Raw genomic sequence first — 18,953 nt, forward strand, 5'->3', positions numbered from 1 at the left:
TGCAAAAATGTCTTTAAATTTACTTGAGGAGTAAAAGTATGAGAATTTTATTTTATTTATTATCTATTGTCATCGCTAATGTAGTAACGGCAGCATTTGCACCATTACATTTTGGCATGTTTATTGTCCCAATGGGAACGCTTTTAATTGGAGCAACCTTTATTTTTCGGGATCTAGTACAAAATAAATATGGTAGAAAAAAGACGTATTTATTTATTATTACAGCTTTAATTTTATCAGCTGTGGTGTCATTCCTACTGGGTGATACACTTTTGATTGTGGTAGCCTCAGCACTATCATTTGTTGTCGCTGAAACAGCTGATACAGAAATCTATACTCGATTAAAATTACCAATGGCTTGGCGTGTGTTCTACAGTGGCATTGTTGGAGGATTTCTAGATTCTGCAATTTTTGTCGTAATCGGCCTAAGTCCACTTGGTGCCAATATATTGCCATGGGAAGCGGTACCTGCCGCCATTATAGGGCAAATTATTGTGAAGACGATTATTCAAATGGTTGGTGCAATCATTTTAAATAAAGTAGGACCAATGAAAGAAAAACATCTTATTTCAGGATAATTCTTTGAAATAGGCTTCCTTATTATGAAGATAAGTATCAAAAGTAAAAACAGGCCCATTCGCATTATGCGCATGGGTCTGTTTAATTTATATTTTTACTAAAGTACCTATTGTTTTATGCCATTTTCTTTTGTTTATGGTCTAGATGATAACTAAAGAAAGTTAGCAGACTTGCACAGATGGCAACTATACCACCGACCCATGTGACATTCATCAAATTTCCTTGATGATACACAATTCCGCCTAATGCAGACCCAAAAGCGATGCCTACGTTACTTGCCACTGGCATAAGAGAAGCTGCGAGTCCTTTAGCTTCTGGTTTATAAATTTCGGCCAAATCTATTAAATAAAGCTGAGTAGATGTTGTTAAGAGGATGGCCATTAGTGACATTAATCCAATGTTTGCTAGTCCTAAAATAAAATGATTTGTCGTCCAAAATAAAGTTGTCAGTACAATTGCTTGGACGAGAAAAACAAACCGAAGTCGACCAATGGCATTGTGACTGGCGATTTTATTGGCAAGAATGTTGCTGAAAATCGAAAGAAACCCGTAACCGAATAAGATTAGACTTATAGAACTATTTGGTGCACCCATCCCCTTTAAAATAGGAACAAGGTACGTAAAGACTGCATAGGTTGCACCAAACCCGAGAGCAGGAATGAAAAAGGCAATTAAAATTCGTGGCTGGATTAGTAAAGAAAATTGATCGCGTATGGAGCTTCGTACTTGGCTGAGCCGAGTAGGTAAGACAAAAAAAGATGCCGCAAACGCCAACCCTCCGAGAAGAGTGGTTAACATGAATGTGGCATTCCAGCCGTACCATTCGGCGATAACAATTCCAATGGGAACGCCAACTACATTTGCCAGTGTAAAACCACCGAAAACGAATGATATCGCAAGACCGCGTTTGTTAGTCGGCATGGTTTCGCTCGCAACAATCATGGCTAGAGAGATCAATACGCCTGTCACAATCGCTGTCATAACCCGAAGGACAAGGAGCATAATATAGCTCGTTGAAATTACGCACAGAGCATTTAATGCAATGAAGAAACCTATCAAAAACAGCATCCATTTACGCTTTGGAAAATGGCTTGTTGCTGACATCACGAGTGGTGTGGCGATGGCAAATGTAAGAGCGAACGCAGAAACGAGTGTACCTGCTTTTGCATTAGTCATATGAAGGCTTGAAGAAATATCAGTTAAGATCCCGACAATAACAAATTCGCTTGTCCCAAGAACAAATGTTAATAATGCAAGTGTTAAGATAAGTAACCAATGTCGCTTGGATAACTGTGTATGATGCATAAATACCTCTTTCTTAGATGAATGTAACTGTGTTACTTAGTAGACACAATTTAAATATCATAGCATAAAATGTTTTTATGAGAAATTAGATTGGTTTTCCTTATATGCTGTCAGTATTTGTTTCCAAAGATTCCCCTTCAGAAGGATTTTGTAAATAGTACCCGAATTTTCTATTGATATATTTCGTTAACGGCATTTCTTTTAACATGGAATCTTCTAATACGGTAGAAGTTCTGATGGATAAAGGCCCAATAAATGATTACAAGTAAAAGGGAGATTGGCGATAGCCAGTCTCCTCTTTTATGTTGCAACTTATATTAATGGTTTACTCCGTTAGTTTGTCGGCAATATACGTAGCTAATAATTCACGGACTTCATCTGTAGAATTTGCGTTCAGTAATTGAACTCTCAATTGACTAGCTCCTTTGAAGCCACGTACATATATTTTAAAGAAACGTTGTAATGCTTTAAATGAACGTGTTTCGAATTCCTTGGAATAGTGGTCATGCAGATCCAGGTGTAGGTATAGCAAGTTAAGATATTCTTTGGCGCTATGCTCTTTAGGATCCTTTTCAAAGGCAAATGGGTTTGAAAACACGCCGCGACCAATCATTACACCATCAATACCATATTGTTCAACTAGTTGTAGACCTGTTAAACGATCAGGAATATCACCGTTGATTGTCAGTAATGTTTGGGGAGCAACTTCATCACGTAGTTTTTTGATATCTGCAATTAATTCCCAATGTGCAGCAACCTTACTCATTTCTTCCCGTGTACGGAGATGAATAGAAAGATTGGCGATATCCTGTTTTAAAATATGGGTAAGCCACTCACGCCATTCTGCTACATCCGTAAAGCCAAGTCTTGTTTTGACACTAACTGGTAAGCCTCCTGCTTTGGCTGCTTGAATAATATCTGCGGCTAGTTCAGGATGGAGAATTAAGCCAGCGCCTTTACCTCTTTCTGCTACATTATCAACTGGGCAGCCCATATTAATATCAATTCCCTTAAAGCCTAATTCCTTCATACCAATACTCATTTGACGAAAATGTTCAGGGTTGTCCCCCCAAATATGTGCAACAATGGGCTGCTCATCTTCTGTGAAAGCTAAGCGGCTACGTACATTATCTAAGCCATCTGGATGACAATAGCTCGTCGTGTTGGTGAATTCAGTAAAAAACACATCGGGTCGCCCTGCCTCCTGAATGACATGACGAAATACAACATCTGTCACATCCTCCATAGGAGCTAAAATGAAAAACGGCCTTGGTAAATCAAGCCAGAAATTATTTTGATTCATTGATAAATATCCTCTCTTTCCAAAATACTATCTTGCAAAAAGATATCATATTTACTTTATTTCTACATAGTTAATTGGCTTAGCTTAAGGATGGAAATTTCCAACAAAATCCTGTCTTATCTATAATGATAGAATAGGTAATATAAAGTGAAAATTTAGGGGGAGAGTTGAAGTGGGAAAATGTGAGTATAAAACAATCAGTATGAATGATATACCCGCAATGGCTAAGTTACTCATTAATAGACAGAGCTTCGAAGGGGAGGTATATCCATTTTTAAACAACAACTATCTTAATACTGAACATATAACGAATATGCTTGAAAATTTATTTGTTCATAATAATGTCAATGGGGTGGGGGCATTTATTAAAGATGACCTAGTAGGGTATATAATCGGAGTCGTTAAGATTGACACGGTAAGAGGCAGACATATATGGGTACCCTATGAGGGAATGGCAATCAGAAAGGATCAATCCTCTGAGCTTATAAGGAATCTCTATACAGAGGTTTCAGTGGCGTGGCTAGAGCAGGGGTGCTTTATGCATTACACGATAATCCCACTTGGAAATCAGGCTTATTATGATGCCTACCTACGATTAAGCTTTTCTATACAGCAAGTACATGGCGTAATGAACATAGGGGATTACAAACCATTTGAAAATGTATGTAATGCAGAGATTAGGGTTGCTAATAAAATGGATAGTGAAATGATGGGGAAAATGTCTAGGATCATTCAATCGTATCAAAATGCCGCACCTACATTTGAGCCCGTATTCCCTGAAGTTGTCATGAGCATAAAAGCCTCATATAAAAGTATAGTAGAGGATAATGATGATACATGTCTCGTTGCAATAAAGGATGGGCAGGAATTAGGATTTCAAAAATATTACCCTATAAATTCAGATTTGATGACACCTGAGCATGCAATAGAGCTAACGATTGCAGGTACTTACTCTTCTCAAATGGGAAGAGGTGTGGGAAAAGAGCTGATGAATGAAGGCTGTAGAAGGATGAAAGAGGCGGGCTATGAGAATATCATTACAGATTGGAGAATAACGAATCTTGCTGCATCGACTTTTTGGCCTAAGTGCGGTTTTAAGCCAGTAGCCTATAGAATGGTTAGATACATTAACAGTGATATAGCATGGGCAAACTTTAACAACCCGAGTATAGAGTTATTGTAAATTTAGTTAAGTATTTATCTGGCTAGGCACTTCAAATATAGTTTTAGATTGCTTACCTATACTTCGTAAATATTGACATTTATTTTTTAGACAACTAAGCTTAATGGAAAATAGTGCTGGGGGGCTGCCAGTGGAATTTATTAAATTAAATTGTCCAAATTGTAATGGGAAAATTGAATATAAAGAAGAGCAAACATTTAAATGTCCTTTTTGTGATACTGAAATCATGTTGAAAGAGAATAAAGTTTATTATGTAGATCAAACGATTAATAATTATTATGGAACAGCTTCTCCTAATACAATATCCCGTCCAAAAACAAATTTAAAGCTGCTCCTTCTGATACCCATTGTCATGATGTGTGTATTCCTTGGGTATTTCCTTTTAATTAGTAATCAAACAGAGGATGGAAACCGTGAAGAGCTATCTGTTCGGATAATGCCTGAAAGTGAAGTTCTTCTGTTCTTTTTAAAAGATATTTTTGATAAAGGTGGGGCGATGCCAACAAAAGAAGAGATTGCAAGTATTCGATATTTGGCTGCCTACTATTCTGACAATCAATGGTATTTTGATTATAGCTTAGAAGATCCTTTTACAAATAAGGAAGCTAAAATTTCAACTTATATCATTATGGATAAGTTATTAAATACGCAAGAAATTGAACAAAAGGACTTTGAGGCCTTTACTGGATTAACGGTTTTAAAGCTCATGAATGATTATGAAATATCACAAAGTGAAAAAGTAAGCTTTCACCATCTTGAAAACTTAAAAAGTTATACAGGTAGCTTTAATGAATCATTTAGTAAAATCGCAGGATATTTTAGTGATAAGTCAAATGTTAAAGAGCTCTCTATCCAAATTAGAAGTAATGATGAACTTGCTTTATTATTAGAGTTCCCCAATCTTCAATCGCTTGAACTATCTTATGTGGCTGAAGAGGTGACAGATTTCCAGATTCTAAATAAATTATCGCTGAAATCACTGTCCTTAAAATCGATCAATGATTTAAAGTGGCTGTCTACATTCACTGATTTAGAGTCGTTAGCAATAGACATTAGTGAAGCTACAGATTTTAGCCCACTATACGCATTGACTCAATTACAAGAATTAAAACTTACTTCAGTAAGAAATTTAAAAACGATTGATTTTATACAAAACATGCCTAAACTACAATCTTTAGATCTTGAAAACATGAATATAATCAATTTAGATAGACTTAGAAATATGTCATCTTTAACAAAGCTACGTTTAGCTTCTCCTGGTCAAGTGGAGTTGTTGGATATGGTAAACAGTCTAACATCATTGACGGAGTTATCGTTAACTGGTTATCATGGTGATATTTCATCGATTGTAGCGCCCCATTTGAAAAAAGCAGAGCTGAAGAGCTCATTTTTACCAAAGCTAGAGGCACCGGCTTTAAGAGATTTGACGGTTTCTATAAGTGGATCGGATTCGCAATTGAATGGTGCAGAACTACTGAAATACCCACAGCTAGAACAGCTTACAGTCATGGAGTATGGAACTCTTACAGGTATTCGTTCATTAAATGACCTACCTCATTTGCAAACAATCAATTTAAATGAGACCCTCTTTTATGAAACCAATGACTTATTCAATTTGCAGCATGTAAAAATGTTAAACTGTAATGAATGTAATTTTCAGGTGAATAGCAAGCCATTTACGAACAACGTGCTGGAGCATTTAACTTTAAATGATGTTTCCATTCAAATTGGTAATGGGGAATGGGTGCAAGAAGTTGATAAGATCATGCCTTACTTTGCTGGCTTTACAAATTTACGTTCATTCACTTTACAAGATAGTTCACTACAATCGTTAAATTTCTTGGGAAATTGGCAACAAATAGAGGTGCTCCATTTAGAAAATAATGCCATTTCGAATGTGGAACCCTTAGTGAATTTGCCTAACTTAAAAAAACTATATATTTTAGGGAATCAAGTACAAAATCAATCTGTATTAGACAAAGGGATTGAAATTTATTGACGCTATACTTATTTATAAAACGTGAACTAATTAAATTTAGGCTGGTCCTAATTTTTCAAACTTTAATGAATATGTATAGTACAGTAATTAAAACCGTTATCTCAGTACATTTTAAAGATGCAAAATTAAAATTAGTAAAATGTAAAAAAATTCTTTTAGAAACATACTTACAATACAAGCCATTATCTTGGTTTGTACTGTAAGTATATTTTTGTTATATAGCATTTGAAATATTCTGATCATATGACCTTATGGGATTTAAACAATATTTATAAAAAGCTTCAGAAAAAATTGACAATTAGATTATTGTAATTTAAAGTTAAGTAAAGTTAACTAAACTCATTGGTTTGTTGATAGGAGATGATATTATTGAGGCTGTTTGAAGAGATATTAATTGTAGTGCATATTATATGGTTATTTTCTTTTCTTTTTAAATTTGATGTAAAAATAAAATTAATAACTAACATCAGTGCATTTATCGTTTTAATTATTCATTTGGGGTTTGAGGGTTATCGATGGCAAATGGGATTAAGTTATATTTTATTTATTCTTTTAACTGTATTAACAATGAAGATACTCATACAAACGAACAGAAAAAAAGTAAAATCCATGGTTGGGAACGTGAAAAATAAAAGAAAGGTAAGAAAGATTTTATATATCTTATTTATTATCATTTACTCGATTAGTAGCTTTGTGTTAGTAACATTCATGCCTGTTTTTCAACTTCCTAAGCCTACAGGACCTTTTGAAGTAGGCATGAATTCAAGACATCTGAAAGATGAATCCAGGCAGAACTCAGCACAAAAAGTTCGGGAATTAATGATACAGATATGGTATCCGGCAGATGTGGAAAAGGAGGTGAAGGAAACACATTATGAACCCTTCCCATACGAAGAATGGTCAGGAACAATGGAATTCATTTTTTCTACACCGCGCGTTTTATTTGAATATTTAAAGTATGGACAAACTAATAGTATAAAAGATGTAGCTGTAACCAATAAACAAGAAAAATTCCCTGTACTTTTATTTTCACATGGATATGGCAGTACAAGAATGCAAAATTTTTCTCAAATGGAGGAAATGGCGAGCCATGGATATATTGTTGTAAGCGTTGACCATACAAATGATGCAGCTTATACGAAGTTTCCAGATGGAAGAGAAATAATGAATCAGAAAAACGCATATTCTTATTCCTTTAATATTGCAGATGAGAAAGATGTTAAAACTCGATCAACAGACATGAGCTATGTGATTGATCAATTAACTATCATAAATGATAAGGATCCTGTAGATTTATTTACTGGAAAGATAGATATGAACAAAATAGGTATATTTGGTCATTCATATGGAGGTTCAACAGCTGCTCAAGCATTGTTGGATGATAGAAGAATTTCAGCAGGAATCAATATAGATGGTCCATTGCATGAGCCAGTAGCCAGCTCAGGATTTAATCAGCCTTTTATGTTTATTTTAGATGAAAATTATCTTTACATACCTGATGAAGAAATACAATATACGAAGATAACTACAGAAGAATTTCAAAAGTACCATGATAAAATTACAGAGCTTGTTGATTATCACTATAAAGAGGGAATCAGGGGAGATACTTTTATGCTCACTTTTATAGCAGGAGATCATTATTCTTTTACTGATTTCCCTTATCTCTCTCCTTTATTGTCATGGAATATTGATATAGATCATTTTCATGAAGTTATGAATAAGTATATTTTGGCCTTTTTTGATCAATATGTGAAGGGCGAAGCTCCTGATCCATTGCTTAGAAAAGAGATAATAGAAGACCAGTTTTACTATTTCGAAGCTAATATTAAAAATGATTAATAGTTTAAAATTAATATAGTTGTGTAGGAAAACTGTAATATATTTCTTTATACATTATTCGAACATTATAAATTAGGATGAAATATTCAAAGGTATTCTTTATTTCTGAATCCTTTTTTCTGAATATACAATTAAAGTTAAGTTAATCTACCAAAGGCAGTCTTTGCTACACTGTTTTGAAAATGGGTAAGCTTAGAGAGGTAGATAATTTTATTAGTTCTTAATCAATTTGATTTTTATTTCCGACAATTTTATTTAATGTATCAAGAATATTTTTTAACTCTATTAAGCTTGCTTTGGAATAATATTTTTCCACAAGAATTTCATCGATTTTTTTAATAAGCTGATGAAACTCTTTTCCTCTATTTCCAAGATAAATAAAGGTCTCTCTACGGTTTGTTAAATTTTCTTGACGATAAATCATATTCATTTCTTCAAGCTTTGAAATAACTTGGCTAACTGCACTTTTTGAAATATCGAAATGAGTTGCTAAATCTTTTGCAATAACTGGTTCATTTCGAATTATATAACTCATAATAATTTCCTGTTGGGGGGTTAAGTGGAAATTCTGTAATTCTTCGATCTCTTTTGTTTCTTGTAAAACTAACAATTTAAACTGCTCAAATTGTTGATTGATTTTGTCTATTATTATTAAATAATCATGCACAGATTTATCATCCTTCATATATCTATTTAAATCTTTTTAGTTAAGTTAATTTTGCTTAACTAATACATATTTGTCAATTTTAAAGGTATAGATGAATTATAGACAATTGTACATTTAATTAAAGAAACATCTTTTTCATTAAAAAAAATGAAGATTAAAAGAGTATATACGGATTATTAAAAGGGTGTGGACATTTTTAAAGTGTCAGAAATTTATAAGTGATCCATGTGTGAATATCCTAGTAGTGATTTTAAATTTATGAAAAAGAACAATGAACCGAGATTGAATCGAATAATCAGGAAGTATGATACATTAATGTATTTATGTTTCCTCATGACTTCAGATAAAATGGGCGTAGGATTAAAGAACCTATGCCCATTTTTTATAAGTTATTAAGATTTGTCCTACAGTTTGGATAGTTTTATAATGAATTGATGCATAACAAGAGGAGCTGAAAAGGATATGTTTGCACGTAACAAAGGTATGTATTTTATGCTATCACTGCTAGCCATTATGGTTGTTTTGACAGGCTGTGGTACAGCGAAGGATAGTGAGAAAACAGAGAGTAACACGACTAAGGAAACGCAAGAAGCAGTGGATTACGCGTCAAAAGTGAAGGAAAATCCAATTGTGACGATTACGATGAGCAATGATGAAAAAATAGTTATTGAATTGGAGCCTACTGTAGCACCGAATACAGTAGCCAACTTTATTGCTTTGGCGAAAGATGGATTTTACGATGGTCTTATTTTCCACCGTGTTATTCCTGATTTTATGATTCAGGGTGGAGATCCAAAGGGGAACGGTACTGGAGGGCCTGATTATTCAATTGATGGTGAGTTTTCTTCAAATGGATTTGAAAATAATATGAAGCATGAACGTGGTGTTATTTCGATGGCTCGTTCAGATGATCCAAACTCAGCAGGCTCACAATTTTTCATTATGGTAAAGGAAGCATCACATCTTGATGGGGAATATGCTGCTTTTGGCAAGGTAATCGAGGGAATGGAAACAGTTGATGCCATTGTTGGAGCAGAGCGAGATGCTACAAATAAACCACTAGAAGATCAGCAAATGAAAAAGGTAGAGGTGGATACAAAGGGCTTTGATTATCCAGCACCTAAGGTCAATAAATAGTTCATGTGTTAAACACATGAATATTGTTTTAAAAGAGTATGTAAGAAGGACAACCTTACATACTCTTTTTACTTGTCCATTTCCTTTGGTATTGAAATAAGCCATAAAAAATCATCTTCTATTAATATTTGAATATCTTGTCCCTGGTTAATTAGCTGCTCAGCTTTATACTGCTTGGCGCTTATACCGCGACGTTTATCACCAAGAACGACGAAATCCGTTTGCTGTGTAACAGCTCCCTGTAAATACCCTCCATAGGCTTTTACTTGTTTGGCGGCTTCGGATCGTGTCATGGTAGAAAGGGCGCCTGTAAATACAATTTGTTTGTTATAAAAGGGGTGGGTTCGATTTTCTGCTGGATCGGAAAAGAAAATGATTTCTGAGTTATCCTTATTGATCATATTCGTTACTCCTTTAAATTCACTTTTTGATGCAATTTAATCAATAAATAAATCCACAAAATTTTATATGTATGCTACATTAAAATTAAAAATTTAAAGAGGTACATAGACATGAATTCACAATTGACTGCTTTCATTACTCTTAGCTGTACATCAGGTGTACTAAATTTGTATTTATGTTTATACGTATTTCTAAAACGCTACAATTATACAAAAATTGCTCAATTGTTTATTAGTTATACCGGACTAATTGCGGTATATTGTTTTGCCGCTGCTTTTGGTTTAATTGCTACAACATTGAGCGCTATCAAGGTTTGGACAGCCATCCTTTATGTAGGTATGGCTTTTTCAACGCCTCTCGGATTATTGTTTATCATGCAATACTTGGGCTTTCATCTCACAAGGAAAAAGATAATGGCTCTTCTTGCCATTCCTTTTATTAGCTTAATCATGGTTGCTACAAATGATATACACCATTTTCATTATAGAGTATTTGAAATAGATCCTGTATTAGGGGCACCCTATGTGCATCAGGAAATTGGCATATGGTATATCGTTCATGGCATATTTACGTTTGGCTGTATGTTCGTATCTTTTTTATTAGTATTAATCCATTGGAAAGAGACTACTAAGGCCTATCGGCAACAATTGATTGCCTTAATGTGTGGTCAACTTATTCCAATGATAACGGCATTCATCTATTTATTGGGCTTAACACCTCAAGGGGTTGATCCTGTTCCCATGGTATTATGGGCTTCGTCATTTTTGTATTTATGGTCTATTAATTCCTCACGGTTATTTAGGGTGATGCCTGTTGCCAAGGATGCAATATTTCATAGTATCAAGGATGGGGTTATTGTGTTAGATGAATCTGCCCGATTAATAGAATTTAACCAAGCCTGCAGCAAGGTGCTTCCTCAGCTAACCAGATCCATGATTGGTAGGGATATTAGGAAAGCATGGCTTGAAGTAACTGGGCAAACGATGCCATTTACATTAGAAGCAGCGATGAATACACAAGACATCGAGATTGTGCTTTCGCATCATACTTATCAAGTGCGCGTTACAGAGCTGCAACATGTTAATCATGGTAAGGGGCTATTACTTATTTTTACTGATATAACAGAGTTAAAGGGGCTACAAAGACAGTTAGAGCAACTGGCCTTTTATGATGAGCTTACACAAATTTATAATCGTCGAGCTTTTTTTCAACAATGTAATCAGGCTTACAGCGAGGCAAGAGAATCATCATCAGCTTTTACTGTCATTTTAATGGACATCGATCATTTTAAAACCGTCAATGATACGTATGGGCATGCTATCGGCGATCAATTACTAGTTCATGTCGTCAAGGTTTGTCAGAGTGTATTGAAAAAAGGAGAACTGTTTGCCCGATATGGCGGTGAGGAATTTGTTCTCGCACTCAAGGGCTATACATTAATAGAGGGGCAAGCCTTAGCTGATTTGCTTTGTAATAGCGTAGAATCCCAGCCACTTATGACGGCTGAGGGAGCAATTCGAGCTACCATTAGCTGTGGTGTAGCTGAAGGTACACAAGAGACACTGTATCAGCTTTTAAATAATGCGGATAAAGCACTGTATGCGGCAAAACAAGCAGGACGTAATCGAGTACATGCTTATCTAGAATAAAAAAGCTAAAATATACAATCATTGAGGGAATGATGTATATTTTAGCTTTTTACTTACCAATTTGTATGGAAAACACCTTCTGCATCAACTCGTTCATACGTATGTGCACCGAAATAATCGCGTTGTGCCTGTAACATATTTGCATTAGATGAACCTGTTCGATAACTATCGTAATATGTGAGAGAAGCACTTAAGCATGGGAACGCATTTCCTGCTTGGATGCCTTCACAAACTATTTTTCTTAAGCCATTTTGATAGTCCTTCGTCTTTTCTGCAAAGTATGGATCAATTAATAAATTATCTAGTGAAGGTTGCTTTTGATAGGCTTCACTAATAACATTTAAAAATTCCGCTCGAATAATACAACCACTACGGAAAATTAATGCAATATCTTTTAATGGTAAATGCCATTTATAAAGCTCAGATGTCATTTTATATTGTGTAAATCCTTGCGCATAAGCACAGATTTTCCCCATATATAGGGCTTGGCGAACGTATTCAATCCAGACATCCTTCTCTAGATTTTGCTGATTGTAATTTGGTCCAGTTAGTATTGCCTCTGCTCTAATTCGTTCTTCTTTTAATGATGAAATATAACGAGCGAATAAAGCCTCCGTAATAATTGATGTAGGAATACCACTATCTATCGATTGTAGGCTTGTCCATTTCCCAGTCCCTTTTTGACCAGCTTTATCTAGAATCATATCAATTAATGGTAACCCTGTTACCTCATCTTTTTTCCTTAAAATTTCAGCTGTTATTTCAATTAAATAGCTTTTCAATTCGCCTCGATTCCATGTTTCAAAAATAGTAGCAATTTCATCAACGGATAACCCTATATTTTTTCTTAAAAACGTATAGGCTTCCGCAATGAGTTGCATATCCGCATACTCGATTCCATTGTGGACCATTTTGACGAAGTGACCTGCACCCTTAGGACCTATATACGTACAGCATGGTGTATCCTTCACTTTTGCTGCAATCTTTGTCAGTATAGGTGCAACTTTGTCATAGACCTCTTGATCGCCACCAGGCATGATAGATGGCCCTGTCAATGCTCCTACTTCACCACCGGAAATCCCAATTCCTAAATATCCGATTCCTGAAGCTTTAAGTTCATCATATCTACGTTCTGTATCTTTATAGTGAGAATTACCGCCATCCATAATGACATCACCCTTTTCAAGGAAGGGCACTACTGATTGAATAACTGAATCTATGGCATTACCAGCTGTCACCATCAAAAAGATCTTTCTTGGTTTTTCTAAAGCTTGTACAAACTCTTCTATTTCATAGTAGGGAGTAAGCGCTTGTCCTTCGACTTTTTGTAGAAGTTTGTCGGTTAAATCTCGTGTGTAATTATAAACAGCTACATGCTCGCCCTTATTAGCCATGTTTAAAGCGATATTGCTTCCCATAACGCCTAATCCGATAACGCCAATTGTATTTAACATTGTGCTTGCTCCTTTTTAACTTTTTTAAACAAATAAACTTAGTAATAAAATAAATCCTAAACCAGCTACAGATACAATTGTTTCTAGCAAGGTCCATGTAGCAAATGTTTCCTTCATGCTTAATCCAAAATACTCCTTAAACATCCAGAAACCAGCATCATTGACATGTGAAGCAATTAAGCTTCCTGCACCTGTTGCCAGTACGACTAAAGCAAGATTCACATCACTCTGACCTAACATTGGAATGACTAACCCAGCTGTTGTTAAAGCAGCAACTGTAGCTGACCCTAATGAAATACGTAAGATAGCGGCAATAATCCATGCTAGTAAAATTGGCGATAAGGTAGTTCCATGGAAGAGTTCAGCTACATAATCACCGACACCACCATCAATTAATACTTGTTTGAAGGCGCCCCCGCCCCCAATAATTAAGAGCATCATACCGATATGTGAGATTGCTGTCGTACATGATTCCATTACTTGCTTAATAGGGATTTTCCTTGCAATACCCATTGTATAGACGGCAACTAATAGGGAAATTAACATGGATGTACCAGCTTCACCGATGAAGCGGATACCTGCTAAGAAACCATTATCATCAAAGCCAATTGTTTTTTGCAACAGTGTAATAATAGTAGCAAAGGACATTAAAATAACGGGTAATAGTGCAGTGAAAACACTTATTCCAAAACTTGGTGTTTCCTCTAGTTCAAATGTTTTTTGTTCACCTAGAGAGGCAATGTTTCCAGTTTTGTTGAATGATTCAGGCACTAATTTTTTCGCTACTTTTGTAAATAAAGGCCCTGCTAAAATAACAGTTGGAATGGCGATGATAAAGCCATAAAGCAGCACCTCACCAATATTTGCCCCAAATTCACCAGCGATAACGGTTGGTCCTGGGTGTGGTGGCAAAAATCCATGTGTGACAGATAATGCTGCGGTCATTGGAATTCCTAAATATAAAATAGAAACCTTTAATTGTCTTGAAATAGCGAAGACAATTGGAATTAATAGCACAAGACCTACTTCAAAGAAAAGGGCGATACCGATAATAAAGGATGCTGCTACAACTGCCCATTGAATGTTCTTTTCTCCAAATTTATTCACAAGGGTCATGGCAATACGCTGTGCACCCCCAGAATCGGCAATTAATTTTCCTAGCATCGCACCAAGACCAAATATTAATGCCAAGTGGCCTAATGTTCCGCCTAACCCTGCTTCAATCGTTTTTACGATGACATCTAAAGGCATCCCAAGAGCTAATGCCACACCGAATGAAACAATGATTAATGAAATAAACGTATTTAATTTAAAGCCCATTATTAAAATTAACAGCGCAATAATACCAATACCTACAATAACTAATGGCATGTATTCTCCTCCTCTTTAGTCGGGCTTAATTAAGCTCCTTTGATATTGAGCAATTGACGTATAGTCGTCTGCTAATACTCTAGATAAACGAATGAAAATTGGGAGCAGCTGTCTATATTCTTTGGCCGCCTCTTCAATAGGCGTATGTTTATAAGTGTCACCAACCATGTCAGCGACCACGTCAAAGGAATCGATTTTTCCCATAGCATATAAGCCTAAAATACAAGCGCCAAGACAGGAGCTTTCATAGCTTTCAGGAACTACCACTTCGGATTCAAAAATATCCGCCATCATTTGTCTCCAAATCTCAGAGCGTGAAAAACCACCTGTTGCCTGAATACGAGTGACGGGGCTTTCCATGCATTCCAATAATGCTAAATAGACCGTATATAAATTGTAGATAACCCCTTCCAGTGCCGCTCGTATCATATGTTCTTTTTTATGAGACATGGTTAAACCAAAAAATGAACCGCGCACATCTGGATTCCATAAAGGTGCACGTTCACCTGATAAATAAGGATGGAATAGCAGTCCATCAGCACCCGGTCTTACACGTTCCGCAATTTTGGTCAATACTTCATATGGATCAATCCCTAGTCTCTTGGCTGTTTCAATTTCGGATGAAGCAAATTCATCTCGAATCCAGCGAAGCACCATACCGCCATTGTTTACGGGTCCACCAATAACCCAATGATTCTCTGTTAAGGCATAGCAGAAAATTCTACCTTTCACATCAGTTTTAGGCTTATCAATAATAGTGCGAATAGCTCCGCTTGTCCCAATAGTGACAGCAATTTCACCTTCACGAATGGCGTTCACACCTAGATTAGAGAGCACACCATCACTTGCACCAATGACAAAAGGTGTGTGTGGGTCAATACCAATTTGTTTAGCTAAAAGGTCATTACAATTCAAAAATAGTTGAGTTGTTGGTACGAGTGTTGATAATTGTGCTTTTGTAATACCTGCAACAGCTAAAGCTTCTTCGTCCCAATCTAATGTGTGGAGATTCATCATACCCATACACGAAGCTAATGAATAATCGACGACATATTGATCAAAAAACTTTTTAAAAATGTATTCTTTAATACCGATATATTTCTTTGTTTTGCGGGCGATTTCAGGATGTTCATGCACAAGCCAAGTAATTTTGCTTAGTGGTGACATTGGATGAATAGGTGTACCTGTTCTTTTATAAATTTCATGACCATTCCAGTCATCTTTAATTTTATGTGCCCATGCTTCACTACGATTATCAGCCCATGTAATAACGGGTGTTAACGGTAGATCATTTTCGTCTATGGCGATTACACTATGCATAGCACTACTAAAGGACACAAATAATAATAATTTATCTGAATGGACTTTCATAATGTTAGAAATGGCTTGCAGTACAGCTTGAAAGATTTCTTCTGGATTTTGTTCTGCTGTCGAAATATCCGGTGTATATAATGGATACCCGATATTTTCTTGTTGAATAACCTTCCCATGTTCACTAAATAACACTGCTTTTGTGCTAGTAGTCCCTATATCAACACCTAACATATAGTTAGTCATTTTGTGGCTCAACCCCTTTAGATAGCATTTGCTGTGACCGCCATAAATCTTCTACTTTGCCTTGAACATCATCAAAATTTTCATGAAGGGATTTAATCATGAGCTCTCGGTCTTTTGCTCTAATAGCATCAATATATAGTTCGTGATTTTTCACAATGCGAGTAAAATCCTCATATTTTTCTTTGAAGCGCATACGCATAGATAGCAAAATCAAGCCTTCCATTACTGGCTTTAAATTATTCCAAATCATGGTGATATAGGAATGCCCAATAGAGCGAATAATAGTCTCGTGGAACATAACATCCTGATAGGAAAATTCATCCGCATCATTGTATTTAATGGCAACTTTCATCATTTCTAACGTTTTGCTAAGCTCCAGTGCTAAGTTTGTTGTATCCATTTTAATCAGACGTTCAAACACGAATGTTTCAATTAGCAAGCGAACATCATAAATTTCCTCTATTTCTTTTTCTGATAAACCAATGACAACAGCACCCATTTTTTCTAATCGAATGATATTTTCAGAAGCTAAAATTCTTAAGGCTTCACGAATGGGTGAACGACTTACTTCAAAATCAGCTGCTAGTTTGTTTTCCGAAAGAATGGTACCGCTTTCAATTAAACCTGAAATAATACGCATTCTAAGTTCATATGCTACGCGATCACCTGTTGAAGCCTTAGAAAGCCACTTTTGTGGATATAAATAATCATTATATTCGCTCATACTATCACCTTTTTATTTGAGTATACTTGTATACAAGTATTATAGTCAGAAAGAAAATAAGATTGCAAGCGACTTACTAACAATCAAAAATTGAAAAAGCCTCAACTTTATACTTAGCTAAATAAAATAATTAATGCACATTCTTTTTTCCTCCTTGGACAAACTTTAGAATGAAAAGTTTATAAAACATATACAAGGTTTTAAAGCTTTTCAAATAATCGATGAAGGATGGTTATGTCAAATATGAATACAAATCGTAACAAATCAAATGATACGAAAAGTGCAAATAAAACAAATCAACAGCGTCAGACACTTCATCGTGAGGAGTTTGGTACTGAATTTGAGCTTGATTCATCTTCAGCACAAATCAATAACTTTGCTGAAACACAAGGAAAAACAGATATCAAGCAACCAGTCAGTGAGAGGACTGCATGGCACTAATTTATATTTGACAACTATTCATTACATTGAGAGGAGGACTAAGGCATGAGCCTTAGTTCTTTGATTATAGCCTGGGAAATATTGTGTTTAGCAACTTCACGTTATTTTCTTCCATACATATTTTCAAAGCATTTCTTAATACTACATCTAGAACAATGAAAACTTTTTTATGAAGGGAGATATATACATTGGCTAAGCACTCCGATACAAGTTGGAAGCAGGACCATCCTAGCACATTGTTTAGTAACTCTGTGCAAAAGGCGGATCGACTATTAAAGCATGCAAAGTCACATCCAGAGGAAATAGCAATAGAACATGCATTTAATCAGATTAAGCATGCTGAAAATGCACGTTTCAATGCAGAACAATATGGTGAACATTTGGATACTGTTCAGCAAAATAAAGAAAATCTAGAGCAAATTAAACAACAATTACATGAAATGAAAAATGATATGAATAAATAATAACAGTCAACAACGGCTTAAATTCACGTAGTGAGGCTTAAGCCGTTGTTTTGATTAAATTAACACCAAACAATGATTTCATAGGGAGTGGTTTGAGCAGGAATACTCCTAGTGGTAGGGCCATAAACAACAATGAGGTTTCGATTGGCAGGACTATTGGAAAAAGGCTGCCCATTTTTAAGTGAAATAATCGTTGTAGGAGAAAGGTTTAATTGTAATTGTCCATCACTACTCAGTAATTGTTGATTAAAGAAATCTACCTTTACATTTTGATAATTGCTTTCTTTGACAATAATTAAAGCACGATATTGTGGTGGGTAAATCATTGGAACAGGCGCATCTCCATCATAATATCCTGTTACCCATTCACCAGTTGTTACAATTTCACGATTAACAAAATAGGTGGAGGGAGAAATAATAAAATTGACGACCCTTCCAGCACCATCTTCTAAGGTCATCATTTTATAACAACCGTTCTTATCTCCGTTTTGCCCAACAGGAAAATCACTGATCTGAGTAATGACACCTCGAAAAGATTTAAAATTGACCATAGCCATTCCCTTCTTACATATTTCTCGTTTTTAGCGTATCATTTTAATTTATGTAGCATTGTAAAATAAGGTGACAGACAATTAATAGGATGCTATTTGATAGCAATCAACTTATACTTAACATGCTTACTATTATGTCAGAGGAGTGGCAGCTATTGAATTGGATTTCTAAAAATAAGAAAATCTTTCTATTGTTAATTTTCGTTGTTATTGTCGTCGCTGGTATACTGGATATTAAATATGAAGGATTATTCTTTCAGCTATTACCTACATCAATACAAACATTTTTATCTAATTTATTTTGAAATGTGGAGAACCGTACCTAAAG

18 protein-coding genes are annotated in these 18,953 nt (G+C 35.4%); 9 read left to right on the forward strand and 9 right to left on the reverse strand.

Going from position 1 to position 18,953, the window contains the following annotated elements; translation table 11 throughout:
- The first annotated feature begins 38 nt into the window (after positions 1 to 38).
- Entirely contained in the window at positions 39 to 578 is a 540-nt protein-coding gene (locus tag V1L66_RS00345) for a VUT family protein (protein WP_016992281.1), read from the forward strand.
- A 115-nt stretch (positions 579 to 693) separates the two neighbouring features.
- Here the strand turns inward: V1L66_RS00345 and V1L66_RS00350 are convergent, their stop codons facing one another.
- Positions 694 to 1,884, reverse strand: a complete 1,191-nt coding sequence (locus tag V1L66_RS00350; protein WP_016992280.1) for an MFS transporter — start codon at positions 1,882 to 1,884, stop codon at positions 694 to 696.
- A gap of 325 nt (positions 1,885 to 2,209) precedes the next feature.
- Positions 2,210 to 3,187: a tRNA-dihydrouridine synthase gene (locus tag V1L66_RS00355; protein WP_016992279.1), complete on the reverse strand. Its 978-nt coding sequence runs from the start codon at positions 3,185 to 3,187 to the stop codon at positions 2,210 to 2,212.
- A gap of 172 nt (positions 3,188 to 3,359) precedes the next feature.
- Between V1L66_RS00355 and V1L66_RS00360 the strand changes: the two genes are divergently transcribed.
- The 3 genes from V1L66_RS00360 (at position 3,360) to V1L66_RS00370 (ending at position 8,208) form a co-directional block, all read left to right on the forward strand.
- Positions 3,360 to 4,370: a GNAT family N-acetyltransferase gene (locus V1L66_RS00360; RefSeq protein ID WP_016992278.1), complete on the forward strand. Its 1,011-nt coding sequence runs from the start codon at positions 3,360 to 3,362 to the stop codon at positions 4,368 to 4,370.
- Positions 4,371 to 4,500: 130 nt separating this feature from the next.
- The gene (locus V1L66_RS00365; protein ID WP_333005324.1) at positions 4,501 to 6,369 is read left to right on the forward strand and encodes a leucine-rich repeat domain-containing protein; all 1,869 of its coding nucleotides are present in this window, start codon (positions 4,501 to 4,503) and stop codon (positions 6,367 to 6,369) included.
- 369 nt (positions 6,370 to 6,738) lie between these two features.
- Positions 6,739 to 8,208 (forward strand): hypothetical protein, encoded by a 1,470-nt coding sequence (locus V1L66_RS00370; RefSeq protein WP_333005322.1) that lies wholly within the window; start codon positions 6,739 to 6,741, stop codon positions 8,206 to 8,208.
- A 220-nt stretch (positions 8,209 to 8,428) separates the two neighbouring features.
- On the opposite strand, the gene V1L66_RS00375 is transcribed toward V1L66_RS00370, so the two are convergent.
- The gene (locus V1L66_RS00375) at positions 8,429 to 8,875 is read right to left on the reverse strand and encodes a MarR family winged helix-turn-helix transcriptional regulator (RefSeq protein WP_269898057.1); all 447 of its coding nucleotides are present in this window, start codon (positions 8,873 to 8,875) and stop codon (positions 8,429 to 8,431) included.
- 462 nt (positions 8,876 to 9,337) lie between these two features.
- Here V1L66_RS00375 and V1L66_RS00380 point away from each other — a divergent pair, with 462 nt between their 5' ends.
- On the forward strand, positions 9,338 to 10,012 hold the full coding sequence (locus V1L66_RS00380) for a peptidylprolyl isomerase (protein WP_016992275.1): 675 nt from the start codon (positions 9,338 to 9,340) through the stop codon (positions 10,010 to 10,012).
- Between the two features lie 68 nt (positions 10,013 to 10,080).
- On the opposite strand, the gene V1L66_RS00385 is transcribed toward V1L66_RS00380, so the two are convergent.
- Positions 10,081 to 10,413 (reverse strand): BRCT domain-containing protein, encoded by a 333-nt coding sequence (locus tag V1L66_RS00385; RefSeq protein WP_036077896.1) that lies wholly within the window; start codon positions 10,411 to 10,413, stop codon positions 10,081 to 10,083.
- Positions 10,414 to 10,524: 111 nt separating this feature from the next.
- Here V1L66_RS00385 and V1L66_RS00390 point away from each other — a divergent pair, with 111 nt between their 5' ends.
- The gene (locus V1L66_RS00390) at positions 10,525 to 12,063 is read left to right on the forward strand and encodes a histidine kinase N-terminal 7TM domain-containing protein (RefSeq protein WP_333005318.1); all 1,539 of its coding nucleotides are present in this window, start codon (positions 10,525 to 10,527) and stop codon (positions 12,061 to 12,063) included.
- Positions 12,064 to 12,116: 53 nt separating this feature from the next.
- Here V1L66_RS00390 and gnd read toward each other — a convergent pair whose 3' ends face one another.
- From gnd to V1L66_RS00410, 4 genes are read right to left on the reverse strand one after another with little or no spacing between them, the layout of a single operon-like run.
- Positions 12,117 to 13,517: a decarboxylating NADP(+)-dependent phosphogluconate dehydrogenase gene (gene gnd / locus V1L66_RS00395; protein ID WP_333005317.1), complete on the reverse strand. Its 1,401-nt coding sequence runs from the start codon at positions 13,515 to 13,517 to the stop codon at positions 12,117 to 12,119.
- A gap of 24 nt (positions 13,518 to 13,541) precedes the next feature.
- Positions 13,542 to 14,888: a GntP family permease gene (locus tag V1L66_RS00400; RefSeq protein WP_312125036.1), complete on the reverse strand. Its 1,347-nt coding sequence runs from the start codon at positions 14,886 to 14,888 to the stop codon at positions 13,542 to 13,544.
- A gap of 15 nt (positions 14,889 to 14,903) precedes the next feature.
- Positions 14,904 to 16,445, reverse strand: coding sequence for a gluconokinase (gene gntK / locus V1L66_RS00405; protein ID WP_312125034.1), 1,542 nt, complete (start codon positions 16,443 to 16,445; stop codon positions 14,904 to 14,906).
- The gene (locus V1L66_RS00410) at positions 16,438 to 17,169 is read right to left on the reverse strand and encodes a GntR family transcriptional regulator (RefSeq protein WP_036077885.1); all 732 of its coding nucleotides are present in this window, start codon (positions 17,167 to 17,169) and stop codon (positions 16,438 to 16,440) included. Before V1L66_RS00410 ends, gntK begins: the two co-directional genes overlap by 8 nt.
- 234 nt (positions 17,170 to 17,403) lie before the next feature.
- Here V1L66_RS00410 and V1L66_RS00415 point away from each other — a divergent pair, with 234 nt between their 5' ends.
- Positions 17,404 to 17,610, forward strand: coding sequence for a hypothetical protein (locus tag V1L66_RS00415; RefSeq protein WP_016992269.1), 207 nt, complete (start codon positions 17,404 to 17,406; stop codon positions 17,608 to 17,610).
- Between the two features lie 188 nt (positions 17,611 to 17,798).
- A complete protein-coding gene (locus V1L66_RS00420) occupies positions 17,799 to 18,074 on the forward strand; it encodes a hypothetical protein (RefSeq protein WP_016992268.1) in 276 nt (91 codons plus the stop codon).
- A 59-nt stretch (positions 18,075 to 18,133) separates the two neighbouring features.
- On the opposite strand, the gene V1L66_RS00425 is transcribed toward V1L66_RS00420, so the two are convergent.
- Positions 18,134 to 18,625 carry a hypothetical protein gene (locus tag V1L66_RS00425; RefSeq protein WP_312125032.1) on the reverse strand — a complete coding sequence of 164 codons (492 nt, stop codon included), beginning with the start codon at positions 18,623 to 18,625 and terminating at the stop codon, positions 18,134 to 18,136.
- Positions 18,626 to 18,780: 155 nt separating this feature from the next.
- Between V1L66_RS00425 and V1L66_RS00430 the strand changes: the two genes are divergently transcribed.
- On the forward strand, positions 18,781 to 18,930 hold the full coding sequence (locus V1L66_RS00430) for a hypothetical protein (RefSeq protein ID WP_231595739.1): 150 nt from the start codon (positions 18,781 to 18,783) through the stop codon (positions 18,928 to 18,930).
- Positions 18,931 to 18,953 lie beyond the last annotated feature (23 nt).

Origin of the sequence: Lysinibacillus sp. IITD104 (assembly GCF_036698265.2) — a bacterium.
Lineage (GTDB): Bacteria > Bacillota > Bacilli > Bacillales_A > Planococcaceae > Lysinibacillus > Lysinibacillus boronitolerans.